General features: G+C 64.6%; 13 protein-coding genes and 1 tRNA gene. 4 read left to right on the top strand and 10 right to left on the bottom strand.

The features are described from left to right. Window positions 1-2: 2 nt before the first annotated feature. The 8 genes from prfA to argS all read right to left on the bottom strand — a co-directional run bounded on the left by prfA (window position 3) and on the right by argS (window position 10,497). Complete coding sequence (gene prfA, locus J1M86_RS00320) at window positions 3-1,079, bottom strand: peptide chain release factor 1 (RefSeq protein WP_075837501.1); 1,077 nt, start codon at window positions 1,077-1,079, stop codon at window positions 3-5. A 135-nt stretch (window positions 1,080-1,214) separates the two neighbouring features. Further along, window positions 1,215-1,448: a 50S ribosomal protein L31 gene (gene rpmE / locus J1M86_RS00315; RefSeq protein ID WP_075837499.1), complete on the bottom strand. Its 234-nt coding sequence runs from the start codon at window positions 1,446-1,448 to the stop codon at window positions 1,215-1,217. Window positions 1,449-1,614: 166 nt separating this feature from the next. Beyond that, window positions 1,615-3,810 (bottom strand): transcription termination factor Rho, encoded by a 2,196-nt coding sequence (gene rho, locus J1M86_RS00310; RefSeq protein WP_206508272.1) that lies wholly within the window; start codon window positions 3,808-3,810, stop codon window positions 1,615-1,617. A gap of 307 nt (window positions 3,811-4,117) precedes the next feature. Next, complete coding sequence (gene thrB, locus J1M86_RS00305) at window positions 4,118-5,050, bottom strand: homoserine kinase (protein WP_206508271.1); 933 nt, start codon at window positions 5,048-5,050, stop codon at window positions 4,118-4,120. A 17-nt stretch (window positions 5,051-5,067) separates the two neighbouring features. Further along, window positions 5,068-6,135, bottom strand: coding sequence for a threonine synthase (thrC, locus tag J1M86_RS00300; protein ID WP_075837498.1), 1,068 nt, complete (start codon window positions 6,133-6,135; stop codon window positions 5,068-5,070). Next, window positions 6,132-7,430: a homoserine dehydrogenase gene (locus J1M86_RS00295; RefSeq protein ID WP_206508270.1), complete on the bottom strand. Its 1,299-nt coding sequence runs from the start codon at window positions 7,428-7,430 to the stop codon at window positions 6,132-6,134. The genes thrC and J1M86_RS00295 overlap by 4 nt, the downstream gene beginning before the upstream one ends. After that, window positions 7,427-8,848, bottom strand: a complete 1,422-nt coding sequence (gene lysA / locus J1M86_RS00290) for a diaminopimelate decarboxylase (protein WP_075837497.1) — start codon at window positions 8,846-8,848, stop codon at window positions 7,427-7,429. Before lysA ends, J1M86_RS00295 begins: the two co-directional genes overlap by 4 nt. Next, entirely contained in the window at window positions 8,845-10,497 is a 1,653-nt protein-coding gene (gene argS, locus J1M86_RS00285; RefSeq protein WP_206508269.1) for an arginine--tRNA ligase, read from the bottom strand. The genes lysA and argS overlap by 4 nt, the downstream gene beginning before the upstream one ends. Before the next feature lie 244 nt (window positions 10,498-10,741). On the opposite strand from argS, the gene J1M86_RS00280 reads away from it, so the two are divergent. Then, window positions 10,742-11,653 carry a DUF3105 domain-containing protein gene (locus J1M86_RS00280; protein ID WP_206508268.1) on the top strand — a complete coding sequence of 304 codons (912 nt, stop codon included), beginning with the start codon at window positions 10,742-10,744 and terminating at the stop codon, window positions 11,651-11,653. Next, a complete protein-coding gene (locus J1M86_RS00275) occupies window positions 11,650-12,375 on the top strand; it encodes a DUF305 domain-containing protein (protein ID WP_075837494.1) in 726 nt (241 codons plus the stop codon). The genes J1M86_RS00280 and J1M86_RS00275 overlap by 4 nt, the downstream gene beginning before the upstream one ends. 19 nt (window positions 12,376-12,394) lie before the next feature. On the opposite strand, the gene J1M86_RS00270 is transcribed toward J1M86_RS00275, so the two are convergent. Continuing rightward, window positions 12,395-14,788, bottom strand: a complete 2,394-nt coding sequence (locus tag J1M86_RS00270; RefSeq protein ID WP_206508267.1) for a phosphoketolase — start codon at window positions 14,786-14,788, stop codon at window positions 12,395-12,397. Between the two features lie 141 nt (window positions 14,789-14,929). Here J1M86_RS00270 and J1M86_RS00265 point away from each other — a divergent pair. Together J1M86_RS00265 and J1M86_RS00260 are read left to right on the top strand one after the other, a co-directional pair. Beyond that, a tRNA-Arg gene (locus tag J1M86_RS00265) sits at window positions 14,930-15,002 on the top strand. A gap of 78 nt (window positions 15,003-15,080) precedes the next feature. Then, window positions 15,081-15,971 (top strand): hypothetical protein, encoded by an 891-nt coding sequence (locus J1M86_RS00260; protein ID WP_206508266.1) that lies wholly within the window; start codon window positions 15,081-15,083, stop codon window positions 15,969-15,971. On the opposite strand, the gene J1M86_RS00255 is transcribed toward J1M86_RS00260, so the two are convergent. Next, entirely contained in the window at window positions 15,968-17,128 is a 1,161-nt protein-coding gene (locus tag J1M86_RS00255) for a 3'(2'),5'-bisphosphate nucleotidase CysQ (RefSeq protein WP_206508265.1), read from the bottom strand. The two genes, J1M86_RS00260 and J1M86_RS00255, sit on opposite strands and share 4 nt — an antisense overlap. Window positions 17,129-17,175 lie beyond the last annotated feature (47 nt).

Below are 17,175 nucleotides of genomic sequence, written 5' to 3'. Positions count from 1 at the left end.
CGCTATTCGGCCTGCATGCGTGCTTCGCGATCAGCCTTCCTCAAAGCGTCGAGAAGCGCATCGAGCTCACCGTCGAGAACGGCGTCCAAGTTGTGTGACTTGAAGCCGATTCGATGGTCGGTGATGCGATTCTCGGGGAAATTGTATGTCCGGATGCGCTCGGAACGGTCGACAGTACGTACCTGACTGGCCCGACCTGCTGCCGCCTCTTCGTCTGCGGCTTCCTCGGCGGCCGCCTGCAACCGTGCTGCGAGGACCTGCATGGCGCGTGCCTTGTTCTGCAACTGCGAGCGTTCGTTCTGGCAGGTGACGACGATGCCGGTCGGCAGGTGCGTCAGTCGCACCGCAGAATCCGTCGTGTTCACACCCTGACCGCCCTTGCCCGACGACCGATAGACGTCGATGCGGAGATCGGTTTCGTCGATCTGGACCTCTTCGACCTCGTCGGGTTCGGGATAAACGAGAATTCCGGCAGCGGAGGTGTGCACACGGCCCTGAGATTCGGTGACCGGGACACGTTGCACCCGGTGGACCCCGCCCTCGAACTTCAACCGCGCCCAGACACCGTCGAGCGAATCACCCTTGGCCTTGATGGACAGTGTCGCGTCCTTGTAGCCGCCCAGGTCGGAGACGTTCGCGTCGAGAACTTCCACGCGCCAACCGCGACGCTCCGCGTATCGAACGTACATGCGAGCGAGGTCCGCGGCGAACAACGCCGACTCCTCGCCACCTTCGCCCGACTTGACCTCCATGACGATGTCGTCGCCGTCGTGCGGGTCACGCGGTGCGAGCAAGTCCGCGAGCGTCTGCTCGAGCGTTTCGACGGTGGCTTCCAGCTCCGGGATCTCCGCGGCGAACGACGCGTCGTCGGCGGCCAGTTCTCGGGCCGCCGCGAGATCATCCTGGGCCGAGGTCAGCTTCGAGTGCACCGACATGATCGGACCGAGCGCAGCGAAACGCTTGCCGGCCCGGCGGGCGGCAACGGGGTCGTTGTGCAACGCAGGATCGGCCAGCTGGTGCTCGAGCCCCGAGTGTTCGGCCAGAATATCGTCGATGGCCGACGGCTTCGTCCTCGCCATTGTTGCGCTCCGCTCCGGTGAATCGGAAAGACTGGTGAATCTTCAGGGGTGTTGGAAATAAGGATGTGGAAATAAGGGTGTGGAAATGCCGACGCCCGCCCTGCGACATGCACAGGACGGGCGTCGGGAGAACTGCTAGCTGTCGGCGTCGGCCTTCTTGCCGGCGCGCTTGCCGTAGCGAGCCTCGAAGCGCGCGACGCGGCCACCGGTGTCGAGAATCTTCTGCTTGCCCGTGTAGAACGGGTGGCACTGCGAGCAGACCTCGACGGTGATGCGCTCTTTGTCGGTGGTGCTGCGCGTCTCGAAAGTATTTCCGCAACCACACACGACCGTGGTCATGGTGTAGTCGGGGTGAATTCCTGCCTTCATGGTGTCCCTTTCAATGGTCGCCGGGTCGTCCTCGCCGTTCGAGGACGTGAACCGGAACCGGACTCAGCCGTTCAGTATGCCAGATTGTTCCCGAGGCGCTTCGCGCATGTGCGCGGAAATACATAGTTGGCTATGTATTTCCGCGCACATGCGGCGAAGCCGCCTGTCAGTCGTCGAGCGCGCCGGGCGCGGTCTTCGACACCTGCATCAGGAACTCCAGGTTGTTCTTGCTCTTCTTCAGCCGGTCGATCAGCAGATCGATCGCCTGGTGAGAATCGAGCCCCGATAGGACTCTACGAAGCTTGTGCAGCACCGCAGCCTCGTCAGGGTTGAGCAGCAGCTCGTCCTTGCGGGTGCCCGACGGGTTGACGTCCACAGCCGGGAACACGCGACGCTCGGCAATCTTGCGATCGAGCTTGAGCTCGGCGTTGCCGGTGCCCTTGAACTCCTCGAAGATGACGGTGTCGCCGGTGGAACCGGTCTCGACCATCGCGGTGGCGATGATGGTGAGCGATCCACCGTTCTCGATGTTGCGGGCAGCACCGAGGAACCGCTTCGGCGGGTACAGAGCTGTCGAGTCCACGCCACCGGAGAGGATTCGGCCCGAGGCCGGCGAGCTGTTGTTGTACGCGCGGCCGAGCCGGGTGATCGAGTCGAGCAACACCACGACGTCCTGGCCTGCTTCGACGAGACGCTTCGCACGCTCGATCGCAAGCTCGGCGACCGAGGTGTGATCACCCGGTGGGCGGTCGAACGTCGAGGCGATGACCTCGCCGTTCACCGAGCGCTGCATGTCGGTGACCTCTTCCGGACGCTCGTCGACGAGGACGACCATCAGGTAGCACTCCGGGTTGTTGACCGAGATTGCGTTGGCGATCGCCTGCAGAACGCTCGTCTTTCCGGCCTTCGGCGGACTGACGATCAGCGCACGCTGTCCCTTGCCGATCGGCATCACCAGATCGATGATGCGCGTGGTGAGGATGTTCGGCGTCGTCTCCAACCGCAGTCGCTGGTTCGGGTACAGCGGCGTGAGCTTGCCGAACTCGGGACGCTTGCGAGCGGCCTCGACGTCTCCGCCGTTGACCGTGTCCAGACGCACCAGAGGATTGAATTTCTGACGCTGGCTGGACTGCTCACCTTCGCGAGCAACGCGCACGGCGCCCGTGATGGCATCGCCGCGACGCAGGCCGTTCTTGCGAACCAGGTTCATCGAGACGTACACGTCGTTGGGCCCGGCCAGGTAGCCGGAGGTCCGTACGAACGCGTAGTTGTCGAGGACGTCGAGGATGCCCGCGACGGGCTGCAGGACATCGTCGTCACGAATCTCGGGCTCGCGCTCGGAGCCACCGCCGACCTCGCCGCGGTCGCGTCCACGACGCCGCTCGCGGAACCTACGCCCGCGCCGACCCCGGCCTTCGCCTTCGTCGTCCTGATTGTTGTCCCTGTTGTCGCGGGGACCGTTGTTACTTCCGGCGTTGCCTCCGCCGCTGTTTCCGCGGTCGTCGCCACGGCTGTTTCCGCGGTCGTCGCCACGGCTGTTTCCGCGGTCGTCGCCACGGTTGTCGTTCTGATTCTGGCCCCGGCCGCGGCCTCGGTTGCGTTCGCCACGGCCGCCTTCGGACCGACCACCATCGGTGTCCGCGCCGTCGTTGCGGTTTCCAGCGTCGTTGCGGTTTCCGCCGTCGTTGCGGTTTCCAGCGTCGTTGCGGTTTCCACTGTCGTTGCGGTTTCCACTGTCGTTGCGGTTTCCGCCGTCGTTGCGAGCGTCACGCTCGGTACGGCTACGTCGCGGCCGATCACTGCTGTCACCATCGGACTCGGTGTTACCTGCATTCGAAGCTTCGGCACCCTGCGATACGGCTGCCTGTGACTTCTCGCTCTTCGGCTCCGCAGCCGACTGCTCGCCGGTCGGTGCGTTCGACTCGTCCAGCGGCAACTGGTCCGGAGCACCCGCGCGCCGACCCGCTGTACGGCGTGCGCGTGTGCGGCGAGGTGCTTCTGCCGAGGCGTCGGCCACCGGCGCCGCGTCGGCGGACGGTGTGGCCTCGACAGGCGGTGTTGCCGCAGAAGGCTGAGTTGCTTCGGTGGGCTGTGTTGTTTCGGTGGTCGCAGCCGCATCGTTGGTGCGTGTCTTGTCGACAGCGGAACGCCGCGACGGCGCCTTGGTTGCCCCTGCGGGGCCCGCACCGCTGCTACCCTGACGCTCCGAGATGGCGGCGATCAAATCGCCCTTGCGCATTCCGGAGATGCTCTTGATTCCGAGTTCACCCGCGAGACTACGCAGCTCGGTGAGCACCATTCCGGACAGGCCAGCTCCGCGACGTGTCTTTTCGGGTGCAGAGATCAGTTCCGTATCGGTCACGGAGGTCCTTTCCTTCCCTCGCTCGCAGTCTGCGCAGCCAAGGGTTCGTTCCGTAGCTCGAATTTCGTTTCGAACACGGATATTGCCGCTTCACTATCGAACTGCCGCGGACGGACGGTCGAACCGAAACCGCAGGTACTACGCGGAGGGATCGAAGCCAGGAGCGTCACCCGACCAGGGCGTAAGACCCCCCGAACACGATGACGTGATTGCCCTGGTGAAAACCGGCGTCTGAAGCGCACGATGTACGGACGATCACCACAATAGCGTCGAACTGCGCAGTCGGCAAGAACCCCCTACCGGCGAGTTACGACGCGCACACTCCGTCGGCGACTTCGAGCTCGAGAACGCGGATGCCTTCGCTTTCTGCCTGTTCCTTCAACTCCGGCGGAAACTGCTGCGTGCACAAGGCCAGGACCGTCGGACCTGCACCGGACAACACTGCCGCAATGCCGCGCTGACGGAGTGCCGAGATCCACTTCGTGGCCGACGGCAACGCGCTTGCCCGCTGTCCCTGATGAAGAAGATCCTCGGTGGCGGGCATCAGAAGGTCCGGGCGTTGCGTCAGCGCGACGACGGCAAGAGCGCCGCGACTGACATTGAATGCAGCGTCACGATGGGCAACCAACTCAGGCAGCAGGCCACGAGTATGCGAAGTCGAGGAGCGTTCGGACGGAACGAGAGCCACCACGTGGATGTCGGGGTGAACCTGCAGCCGGACTGCCGAATAGTGTCGCTGAGTCACGCTGGCACTGGCCGGCTCGCTCCATGAGACCACGGCACCGCCCAGAACGCTCGCGGAAGCATTGTCGGGGTGCCCCTCGAACTCGGAGGACAGTTGCACCAGCTGCGCGGGGGTGAGCGCGAGCGAGGGATCGACCTTCGCGGCCAGAGCGTTCGCGGCAGCCAAGCCGCCTACCACTGCGGAAGCGGAGGATCCCAGACCCCTCGAATGAGGAATGACGTTCTTGCACAACACATCCAAGCCGTCGGCCCACACGCCGGCGGCCTCCAGCCCGCGCTCGATGGCCCGCACGACGAGGTGCGCCGGCCCCCACGGCACGTCGTCGGCGCCCTCCCCCTCTACGTGAATACCGAGTCCGGATGACGTGATGGTCACCCGAATCTCGTCGTAGAGGCCGAGCGCGATACCGAGCGTGTCGAATCCTGGACCGAGGTTTGCACTCGATGCAGGGACGCGGGCGGTGACCGTCGCACCCAGCGGAAGTGTTGTCGTCATGACCTGGGGCTCCGTCACTATGCCAACTCGAGTGCAGAGGCCACCGCTACGGGATCGACCGGAATCGGTTCGACGACAGGCATGCCCGACAGTGCAGTGTCGGGGTCCTTCAGGCCGTTACCTGTGACGGTGCAGACGACCCGGAGTCCGCTGTCGAGCCAACCTTCCTTGCGTGCGGCGAGGAGCCCGGCAATGCTGGCGGCCGACGCGGGCTCGACGAAGATGCCCTCCAACTTGGCGACCATACGGTAGGCCTCCAGAATCTCGTCGTCGGTGGCCGCACGAAACGCGCCGTCGGATTCTTCCTTTGCTGCAACTGCGCCGTTCCACGATGCGGGTGAACCGATGCGGATCGCGGTCGCAATCGTCTCCGGGTCCGCCACCGGTGCGCCGTGCACCAGCGGAGCAGCGCCTGCGGCCTGCACACCGAGCATGCGCGGCCGGCGTGTGGTCAGCCCGTCACGGAAGTACTCCGAGTAACCACGCCAGTACGCGGTGATGTTGCCCGCGTTACCCACTGGAAGTGCGTGCACGTCGGGAGCGTCACCGAGTGCGTCGCAGATCTCGAAGGCCGCCGTCTTCTGCCCCTCGATCCGCACAGGATTGACGGAGTTGACCAGACCGATGGTCGGAAACTCCGCGGTGGTCTTTCTCGCCAGTTCGAGACAGTCGTCGAAGTTCCCCTGCACCTGGATGATCCTCGCGCCGTGCATCACTGCCTGGGCGAGCTTGCCCATCGCGATCTTGCCCTGCGGCACGAGTACCGCACACCCCATGCCCGCCTTGGCTGCGTATGCAGCCGCGGACGCCGAGGTGTTGCCCGTCGAGGCACACAGAACCGCTTCCTGACCACGAGCCAGCGAATCGGTGACGGCCATCGTCATACCGCGGTCCTTGAACGAACCGGTCGGATTGAGGCCCTCGACCTTCAGGTGCACCTCACAACCGGTGATCTCGGACAGTCGCTCCGCGTGAATGAGCGGCGTCCCACCCTCGAGCAGGGTCACAGTCTTCCAATCGGGCCCGATCGCGAGGCGCTCGCGATAGGCCTCGATCAAGCCTGGCCACGGGGTGTGCACGGTCATTCGGTGCCTTCCAATCTGAGAACACTGGCGACGGAGGTGACGACGTCGAGGCTGTCCAGGGCGGACACCGTCTCGGACAGCGCCGAGTCCGCGGCGAGGTGGGTGACGACGACGAGCCTGGCTCCGTCGCCCGAACCCTGCTGCCGCACCGTCGAAATACTGACATCGCGCTTGGAGAACTCCGCGGCGACCGTCGCGAGGACACCCGGTTTGTCCGCGACCTGCATGCTGACGTAGTAGCGAGTGAGGATGTCGCCCATGGGTGCCACCTTCAGCTTCGCGTACTTCGATTCGAGAGGTCCTCTGCCACCGTAGAACTTGTTTCGAGCCGCCATCACGAGATCACCGAGAACCGCGGACGCGGTGGGTGATCCACCTGCGCCCTGGCCGTAGAACATCAGTCTTCCCGCGGCCTCGGCCTCGACCACCACGGCGTTGAACGCGCCGTTGACAGTTGCGAGGGGATGGTCCCGCGGCACGAGCGCCGGGTACACGCGCGCCGAGATGCGTTCTTTACCCTTCGGCGTGGTGATGCGTTCGCAGATGGCGAGCAGTTTGATGGTGCAGTCCAGCGAACGTGCCATCTCCAGATCGCCCGCGGTGATGTTGCTGATTCCCTCGCGGTAGACGTCACCAGCCGTTACCCGCGTGTGAAATGCGATGGAGGCGAGGATCGCTGCCTTCGAAGCAGCATCGTAGCCTTCGACGTCGGCGGTCGGATCGGCTTCGGCGTAGCCCAGGCGTCCCGCCTCGGCAAGAGTTTCGGCGTAGTCGGCACCTGTCTCGTCCATCGCGGAGAGGATGAAGTTGGTGGTGCCGTTGACGATTCCCGCAACCTTGGTCACTCGGTCGCCGGCCAACGACTGCATCAGGGGTCGCACCACCGGAATTGCTCCGGCGACGGCAGCCTCGAAATAGAGGTCGGCACGTGACTCCTCGGCTGCGTCGGCGAGCTCACCGGTGTACTCGGCGAGTAGCGCCTTGTTCGCTGTGACGACCGACTTGCCCTGTTTCAGCGCGGAATAGATGAGCGCACGGGGGACATCGATTCCCCCCAGTACCTCGACGACGATGTCTACGTCGTCGCGATCGACCAACGCGGCCGGATCATCGGTCAACAGCTCGGGGTCGACGCCGCGGTCACCGTCGACACGCCGCACGGCGATGCCTCGGATCTTCAGTGGCGCACCAACTCTGGCTTCGAGATCCTCGGCGTTCTCGGTCAGGATGCGAACTACTTCGCTTCCGACGTTTCCGAGTCCGAGAACGGCGATTCCTATCGGCTTCGATGTCATGGCTGCACCTCCAAGCTGAGCAGATCTTCGAGTGTCTCCCGGCGCAGAACGAGCCGGGACTTTCCGTCTTTCACCGCGACGACAGCGGGTCGCGTCAACAGGTTGTATCTGCTGGACATCGAGTAGCAGTACGCACCGGTGGCCGCAACGGCCAGTAGGTCACCGGGACCGACATCGGCCGGCATCCAGGTGTTCTTGATGACCACATCACCGCTCTCGCAGTGCTTTCCGACGACGCGCGCAAGCACCGGATCGGCCTCGCTTCCGCGGGAGACGAGCCGGCAGTCGTACTCGGCCTGATAGAGCGAGGTACGAATGTTGTCGCTCATACCGCCGTCGACGCTGATGTACCGGCGGCGCGTCTGCGCGTCCACCGTCACGTCCTTGATGGTCCCGACCTCGTACAGCGTCACGGTTCCCGGACCGACGATCGCACGCCCCGGCTCGACATCGATGGTCGGGACCGGCAGGCCGACCTGCGCGGATTCGGTTGCCACGATCGCCTTCAGCTTCGCGGCGAGTTGATCGATCGGAGGCGGATCGTCGCTGGGAATGTACGCGATTCCCATGCCCCCGCCGAGGTCGATCGTCGAGATCTGGGCGGTCTTCTCGACGCCGAACTCCGAGACCACATCGCGCAGCATCCTGAGCAGCTTGTGTGCCGCCAACTCGAAACCGTCGACCTCGAAGATCTGCGATCCGATGTGGCTGTGCAAGCCGACGAGCCGCAGGTTGTCCGTTGCGAAGACGCGGCGTACTGCTTCGAGTGCCGACCCGTCGGCGAGGGAGAAGCCGAACTTCTGGTCCTCGTGGGCGGTTGCGATGAACTCGTGCGTGTGCGCCTCGACGCCGACGGTGACACGAACGAGAACGTCCTGCACGGCGCCCAGCTCACCGGCGATGGTGTCGAGCCTGTCGATCTCGATCATCGAGTCCAGGACCACGTGTTCGACGCCGGCGCGCACGCCCGCAGTCAGCTCCTCGATCGATTTGTTGTTGCCGTGCATGGCAATGCGGGCAGCCGGAAACCCTGCTGCCAGAGCGACACTGAGTTCGCCACCGGAACTGATGTCCAGCGAGAGGCCCTCGTCGTCGACCCAACGGGCGATCTCGCCACACAGGAATGCTTTCGAGGCGTAGTGCACTCGCGCAGGATCACCGAATGCCGCCGCCATGTCGCGGGCACGCATACGGAAGTCGTCCTCGTCGATGACGAACAGCGGCGTGCCGTACTGCTCTGCAAGCTCCGTGACCGGCACCCCCGCCAATGTCACGACGCCGTCCTCGCCGCGCGCAGCGTGACGCGGATAGACGTGTTCGGGGAGCGTCGTCATCTCCGACGCGGTTGCGGGCTTCGCGAAGGCAGTGTCCTGGGCGGGGGCGTCGGCGTGCTTCGGGCCGGCCGGATGCGCGCTCACATCCGCTCCGGTGCACTGACGCCGAGCAGGCGCAGGCCGTTGGCCAGAACCTGACGGGTTGCATTGCCCAATGCCAAACGAGCGGTGTTCACAGGCCCTGGCTCCTCGTCTCCTTGGGGAAGTACTCTGCATGCTCCGTAGAACCGGTGGTACGCGCCGGCCAACTCTTCCAGATATCGCGCTATACGGTGTGGTTCGCGAAGGTTGGCGGCGCTGGCGACGACCCTGGGGTAATCACCGATGGTTCTGATCAGTTCGCCTTCTTGTTCCTGGGTGAGCAGGCTCAAGTCCGGGTCGTCGGCATCGATGCCGAGTTCGGCGGCACCTCTGGCCAATGAGGCCAGGCGTGCGTGCGCGTACTGGACGTAGTACACAGGGTTCTCGTTGCTGGCACTCGCCCACAGTTCGAGGTCGATGTCGATACTCGAGTCCACCGACGATCGGACCAGCACGTACCGGGCGGCGTCGACGCCGATCGCGTCCACCAGATCGTCCAGAGTGATGACGGTTCCGGCGCGCTTGCTCATCTTGACCGCCACGCCGTCACGAACCAGGTTCACCATCTGACCGATCAGCACCTCGACCGTGTCGGGGTCGTCGCCGAACGCAGCCGCTGCAGCCTTCAGTCGACCGATGTAACCGTGGTGATCGGCACCGAGCATGTAGATGCACAGGTCGAATCCGCGCTGGCGCTTGTTCTGGAAGTAAGCAATGTCACCGGCGATGTAGGCAGCGTTTCCGTCGCTCTTGATTACGACGCGGTCCTTGTCGTCGCCGAAGTCGGTACTGCGCAACCACCAGGCGCCGTCCTCCTCGTACAGACTTCCCGAGTTCTTCAGGTAGTCGACACTGCGTTCCACCGCGCCGGACTCGAACAGGGAGTTCTCGTGAAAGTAGACATCGAAGTCGACACCGAACTGGTGCAGATTGCGCTTGATCTGTTCGAACATCAGCTCGACGCCGATCGACCGAAACGTTTCTGCCTGAGGCTCGGCAGCCATGGCGAGAATGTCGGGGCTCTTCTCCACCACAGCCCTGGCGATCTCGTCGATGTATGCGCCGGCGTACCCGTTCTCGGGCGCCGGTTCGCCCTTGGCCGCGGCGATCAACGATCGGGTGAACCGATCGATCTGCTCACCGTGATCGTTGAAGTAGTACTCACGTACCACCTCGGCGCCCTGTGCCGTGAGAATCCGCCCGAGCGCGTCGCCGACGGCCGCCCACCGAGTACCGCCCAGGTGAATGGGCCCGGTCGGATTGGCGGAGACGAACTCGAGGTTGACCTTCTTCCCCTCGAGGCCGTTCGCGTTCCCGTAGGCATCGCCCGCGGCCAGTGCCTGCGCGACGATGGCGCCTTGCGCGTCTGCTGCGAGGCGGATGTTGAGGAATCCCGGACCGGCCACATCGGCGCTCGAGATGGTCGACTCGGAGGCGAGCGCCTCGGCCAGCCAGCCCGCGAAATCGCGTGGGTTCGCGCCGGCCTTCTTGGCAACCTGTAGTGCGACGTTGGTGGCGTAATCGCCGTGCTCAGGGTTACGCGGACGTTCGACCGTCACCTTTTCGGGCAGCACGGACACGTCGAGGCCACGGTCGGTCAGCACCTCGGCGGCAGTGCTACGTAGTAGTTCGGAAAGATCGGCGGGAGTCACAGGTGACTATCCTATGGTCTGAGGTACGGCCGGTCGGCAGCCAGTGCCTCCCGGCGAGTACCCACGCGCCCACCGCAAGCACCTCGAAGCGTCCCCTCACCTCCGGAACGTACAGTGATGGCGTTCTGCTTTTCACGAGATCGCGAGGGCTCGGCGGTCCGGCGCGTGGCACCGACCAGCAGATATCACCGGCAGCAATGTGCGCTTCGGCGCACCAACGACAACCGAAAGAGCAACGACAGCGATGCCAACGGGTTCCGATAACGGCGGTAGCGGCAAGAAGTCGGCTGCCAAAGCCAACAAGGCCATCAAGGCCGCAAAGAAGAAGAGCGGCGTGCCCGCTGCGAAGTCGGGGCTCGTCACGGGACGTCAGATCCCCTGGCTGACCGTCGGCGCCGTGGTGGTCGTGGTCGGTTTGGTCGCCATCCTCGCGGCCAATCTATTTCCCAAGTATCAGAATCAAGCCGAACTGCAGCGATGGGAACCCAGCGAGAGCAACCAGGACCCGTCGACCGAGATCGCCGACATCGCAATCCAGGAGTACCCGGCGGCGCTGCACGTCGCCGACACCCAGCGCGTCGCCTACGACCAGTCACCGCCGTTCGGCGGACCACACGACAGCGTGTGGGCGACGTGCACCGGCGTGGTCTATCCGGAGGCGATCCGCACCGAGAATGCCGTGCATTCACTCGAGCACGGCGCAGTGTGGATCACGTACAACCCCGATGCGCTTTCGCAGGATCAGGTGGCCACGCTGGCCGACAAGGTCGACGGCGAGAGTTACATGATGATGTCGCCGTATCCCGGCCTGGATTCGCCGATTTCACTGCAGTCGTGGGGTCACCAGGTGAAGGTGGACAGCGCCGACGACGAGCGCGTCGACCAGTTCATCAATGCACTCCGATTGAACCGCTACGCCTACCCAGAGGTCGGCGCGAGCTGCTCGACGGTTCCCGGTGTCGGAGGATTCGATACCGACAACCCACCGCCGTTCGACGCCTCGGAGCCCGGCACTGATGCGGTCCCGATGGACGGCGGTGGAATCACCCCCGACCCCACCGAGATGGGCGCACTGCCGTCCGGCCTCGGCCTGCCGAGTGATCTTCAGCTACCGAACGATGTCGAGCAGCCGGTCGCGCCGGTGCCCGCTTCATGACGGCCGAGAGCACCGAGCCCGCCCGCCTGCGCCGAGTGGGCGGTGGGCAGCGGGCAGCACTGCTGGTGTTGGGTCTCGTCGCCGCGCTCGCCATCGGGTTCGCGCTGGGGTTTCTCGCCCGTACGACCACGATCGGCGGCGACGACTCCGTTCCGGCGGCCGACTCCGTCGACGTCGGGTTCGCGCAGGACATGTCCGTGCACCACAACCAAGCCATCGACATGTCCGCGATCGCGCTGACGAGTGCGTCCGACCCACTCGTGCGGAACCTCGCGTTCGACATGCTGACCTCTCAGCAGAACCAAGTCGGTCAGATGCAGGGATGGTTGGCAATCTGGGATCGAGCCCCCGTCGGAGCCGACGGGTACATGGGTTGGATGACCGGTAGCGACCACTCGCACGCCATGACAGACGGCGACATGACAGACGGGGACATGACAGACGGCGGAGGCTCGGTGTCGGCCATGCCGGGAATGGCGTCCTCGGACGATTTGGCTGCTCTTCGGCAGGCCACCGGCATCGACGTCGACGTGCTGTTTCTACAGCTGATGCTGCGTCACCACGAAGGCGGTCTGTCGATGATGGAATACGCGATCGACCACGCCGAAACCCCGGCTCTCGTCCGACTGGCGGAGTCGATGGTCTCGACGCAGGAGAGCGAATCCACGCTGATGACGCAGATGCTCGCCGCACGTGGCGCGGAGCCGCTCCCCTTCGGCTGATTCTCGTGCGATACGACGGCTAGCCCTTGGCCGTGAAGGTCCAGTCGCTCACCTCGGGCATGTCTTCGAGGTGCTCGATGACATAGCTGGCGTGCCGATCGAGCTGTGCGGTGCAGTAGTCGGCTAGTTCGTGTCCCCGCTCGGGCACGCGACGCGCGCGGCGCAGCGCTTCGAGGACCAAGTGGTAGCGGCTCATCTTGTTCAGGACCACCATGTCGAACGGGGTCGTGGTGGTGCCCTGCTCGACGAAGCCGCGCACGTGGAACCGACCTGCATCGGGACGCCCGTGCAGCAACTGGTGGACCGCACGCGGGTAACCGTGGAAGGCGAACACCACATCGGTGTCGGCAGTGAACAGATCGATGAACTGTTTGTCCGTGAAGCCGTGCGGATGCTCGTCGACGGTGAGCAGCGCCAACAGATCGACCACGTTGACCACACGCACCCTCAGATAGGGCACCCACTCGCGGAGCAACTGCGCGGCAGCGAGAATTTCCTGGGTCGGGACATCGCCGGCGGCGGCGAGAACGACGTCGGGCTCGCTCGGACTTGCTCCCGACGGCGGCTCGGTGCCTGCCCAGTCCCACACCGACGCACCTGCCACGCAATGCGCGTGCGCCTGCTCGAGAGTCAGGTACTGCAGGTGCGGCTGCTTGTCGACGACGATGAGGTTGACGTGGTCACGGCTGCGGAAGCAGTGATCGGAGATCGAAAGAAGCGTATTGGAATCCGGCGGCAGAAAGACTCGCACGACGCCCGGCGCAAGCGGGAGTATCGCGTCGATCATCCCCGGCCCCTGATGCGAGAAGCCGTTGTGATCGTTGCGCCAGCACGTGCTCGTCAGCAGCACGTTCAGCGAGGCCACCGGTTCCCGCCACGCCAGCTCGGCGGCGTGTTGCAGCCATTTGACGTGCTGGATCATCATCGAAACACTCACCATCGCGAAAGCCTCGTAGCTGGCGAACAGGCCGTGGCCGCCGGCGAGAACATATCCTTCCAGCCAGCCCTCGCAGAGGTGCTCGCTGAGGACCTCCATGACGCGGCCGTCGGGCGAGAGGTGGTCGTCCCATTCGTTCGTCGGTAGCTGCCAGCATCGATCCGTCACCTCGAACACTGCCGACAGTTTGTTGCTCGCCGTCTCATCCGGTGAGAACAGCCGGAAGTTTCCGCCACCGTCCTCGCGCCGATTGTGGGCGTAGATGTCGCGCATGAGTTCACCGAGCACAGTGGTGGTCGGATGGAACGCCGCGCCCGGCGAATCGATCGAAATCTCGTACTTCTCGAGCGGCGGCATCCGGAGCGGGCGCAGCAGCCGGCCACCGTTGGCGTAGGGCGTGGACCCCATCCGCTTGTCCCCGGAGGGCGCCAGCTCCGCGAGCTCGGGAACCAGCGCGCCGCGCTCGTCGAACAGCTTCTCGGGCCGGTACGAGCGCAGCCACGACTCCAGTTGCGCCAGATGCTCCGGGTTGTCGCGGACACCGGACAGCGGCACCTGGTGTGCACGGTAGGTGCCTTCGACGAGGACCCCGTCGACCGTGTGCGGCCCCGTCCATCCCTTCGGAGTGCGGAGCACGATCGCCGGCCAGCGCGCACCGACGACGTCTCCCCCGCTCCGAGCTGCGGTCTGGATGGCACGAATTCTCTCGTGTGCATCGTGGAGGACCCGCGCGAGTTCGGGAAACACGAGACGTGGATCGTCGCCGGAGACGACGACGGGCTCCCATCCCTGACCGTGCAAGAAGTCGACGATGTCCTCGTCGCGGCTGCGCCCCAACACCGTCGGGCCTGCGATCTTCGCCCCGTTGACGTTGAGTATGGGCAGGACGGCGCCGTCACGTCGAGGATTGAGAAATGCCGGGAGCTTCCAGGATGCGGCGAGCGGACCGGTTTCGGCCTCGCCGTCGCCGATGACACAGGCCACCGTCAGGTCGGGCCGATCGAATGCCGCGCCGCCTGCGTGCACCAACGCGTAGCCCAATTCTCCGCCCTCGTGGATGCTGCCCGGGGTCTGAACGCTCACGTGGCTCGGTATACCGCCCGGCGCGGAGAACTGGCGGCACAGTCGACGGACGCCGTCGTTGTCGCGGGAGATGTGCGGATAGATCTCCGAGTACGTCCCCTCGAGGTAGGTCGACGCGACGAGCGCGGGACCGCCATGGCCGGGGCCGGTGACGTAGAGCCAGTCCGAGTCCGTGGCCACGATATGTCGATTGAGCAGCGTGTAGATCATCGACAGACACGGGCTGGTACCCCAGTGCCCGAGCAGCCGAGGCTTGATGTGCGCGGGGGTCAGTGGTTCACGCAGCAGCGTGTTCTCCAACAGGTAGATCTGTGCCACCGTCAGGTAATTCGCGGCCGACCACCAGTCGAGATCGAGGTCGAGATCTTCATTCGAGTACACGTGCTCGGTCATCGGGCATCCCTTCGATGTGCAGGCCTCGTCTGTGGCGTACCTCTGTACTGTCCTCCTCCCATGTGACAACGAGGGTGATTTCAGGTGACGCATGCGATGCGCTACTGTTGGACCCGCCCACAGGCGCGCCGACCACGGCGGGCCCCCGTAGCTCAGGGGATAGAGCGTTCGCCTCCGGAGCGAAAGGCCGCAGGTTCGAATCCTGCCGGGGGCACCCATCTACTCTTGCGCTACCGTAAGCATCTCTACTGCAGTCTCTCCGGAGAGGCACCGATGATGCGAGACTTGCACGGTGTCCGATTCCCAACTCGACGACGCAGCATTCGAGATCTATTCCGTCGATCCCACCGAGTTCGTCGCCGCGCGTAAGTCTGCCGCTGATTCGGCGAAGAAGTCCGGCGATCGCAAGCTGGCAACAGCAATCGGGAAGCTACGCAAACCCACCACCGTCGGATGGATGGTCAACCTACTCGTGCGCGCAGAGCCCGAGGACATTGCGGAACTGTTCGATCTGGGTGACAGCCTGCGTAGCGCGCAACGACGCTCGGATGCCGAAGAACTTCGATCGCTCTCCGCCCGACGTCAGCAGTCGATTCGGCTGTTGTCTCGCCGTGCCGCGGAACTGGCAGCCGCGCACGGGCGGTCGAGCACCGAGGATGCGGTCAGGGAGGTCGGACAGACGTTGGGCGCCGCTCTCGCCGATCCCGAAATCGCTGAACGTGTCCGCGCAGGGAGGGTGGTCACCGCGGAGTCCTACAGCGGCTTCGGACCCGCCGTATTGGCTTTGGCGCCCGAACCCGACGAGTCGGATGATCATGAGGACGAAAACCTCGAAGTTGCCGCAGAGGAATCGGATTCGAACAGCGAGGACGCGCGCAACAATGAGGCCCTCATCGAGGCGCTCGCGAACCTCGAGGAGGCACGCGAGGACGAGGACGCCGCGCGCATCGCGGCCGAGGACGCGCAGTCGGATGCGGAGAGCGCCGTCACGCAGCTCGCCGAAATCAAGGATCGTCTCACTCGGCTCCGCGCGGAGCTACACGAACTCGAAACCCAGGAAGCCGACGCGCGCAAAGCGGAGAAGTCGACCGATCGCGAATCACGTCGTCTGGCACGTGTTCTGGACGACGCACGGACCAGGACGGCCGAGTTGGAACGAACAGTCGACGAGCTGGGTGGCTAACCGGGTTCGATGACGGCGGTGATCGCCGTGATGTCGCCTGCCGGTATCTCGAAGTGTTCGGTCACTGCAACCGTCATTCCGCCGTCGAGATCGAGAAGGTAGCGTGCGACGACACTGGTGCCCCATTCCCGAAACCGCACGTCACGCACTCCGGAGATGGGCCTGTACTGCTGACCCTGTTCCAGATCATTGCTGATGAATTGCCCTGTGTCACCGGTATTCTTGCCGTTCTCCACGCGCAGGCACGCCTGACCCAAACGTAGCTTCGTGGCGTCGTGACTGACGAGGGCGTCGATATATTCACGAGCCATCGCGACGCGTCCGGAATCGGCCTCGCGCGTCGCATGGATGGAAATGCCCGACACGAGCGCCTGCGCCAACTCGGGCCGACAGATCAGCAGATCAGGTAGATACGGGTGCGATCGGTTGTAGAGCAGGGGCGATCCGTCGATACGCGAACAGTGCAGTCCCGCAGCGAGCGCCACCCCCACCGGGGCCGCGGAGTCCCACTCCCACTGCCCACCGGAGTGCACGTACGCATCGACATCGCCACGTACGACGGCCATCGCCTTTGCGCCTGCAGATCCCATACGGATCACCTCGCCGCCAACCTCGGCAGCGAGCGCATCGATGTAATAGGGCGGACGACTGTCACTGACGACCAGCGTCGGTCGGCTCGTACGCTGGGGTGGAAGAGTAACCTGCGCAGTGGAATACACCGTGTCGAGCGCTGGCTGAGCCACCGCGCACGCCGTCATGCCTCGGCCGGTCTCCCACAGTCCGACGTGGACCGCCCAGTCGTCACGGCCCTCCATTCCGTACTCGCGCGACCCGTCCAGTGGATCGATGATCCACACTCGAGAGGCATCGAGCCGGGCGGGGTCGTCGGCGGACTCCTCGGACAGAATCGCGTCATCCGGACGTTCACGCCCGAGCCTGGAGACGATGAGGTCATTGGCTTCGGCGTCGCCGAGTCGCCCTAGGAGACTGCTGAAATATGCGGGATATGGGGAACTGGGCTCGCGGGCGGCTGTCCCGGTCCATGAGTAACAGGATCCCCAAAGTGTGTGCGAAGACCCGGATTTCCCGTCGAAGGCAGGAAATCCGGGGCCACGAGTACTGCGGAAGCACCCCGGCCGGGTGCGGGGCTCACCCACCGCCTATCCAAGGGCCCAGACCCCGTCCTCGACGCCCAACCCGAGGG

The sequence above is a fragment of the Rhodococcus sp. KRD197 genome (assembly GCF_017168235.1).
In the GTDB taxonomy this organism is placed as follows: Bacteria; Actinomycetota; Actinomycetes; order Mycobacteriales; family Mycobacteriaceae; genus Rhodococcoides.
This window is presented reverse-complemented; position numbering and strand designations above follow the sequence as displayed.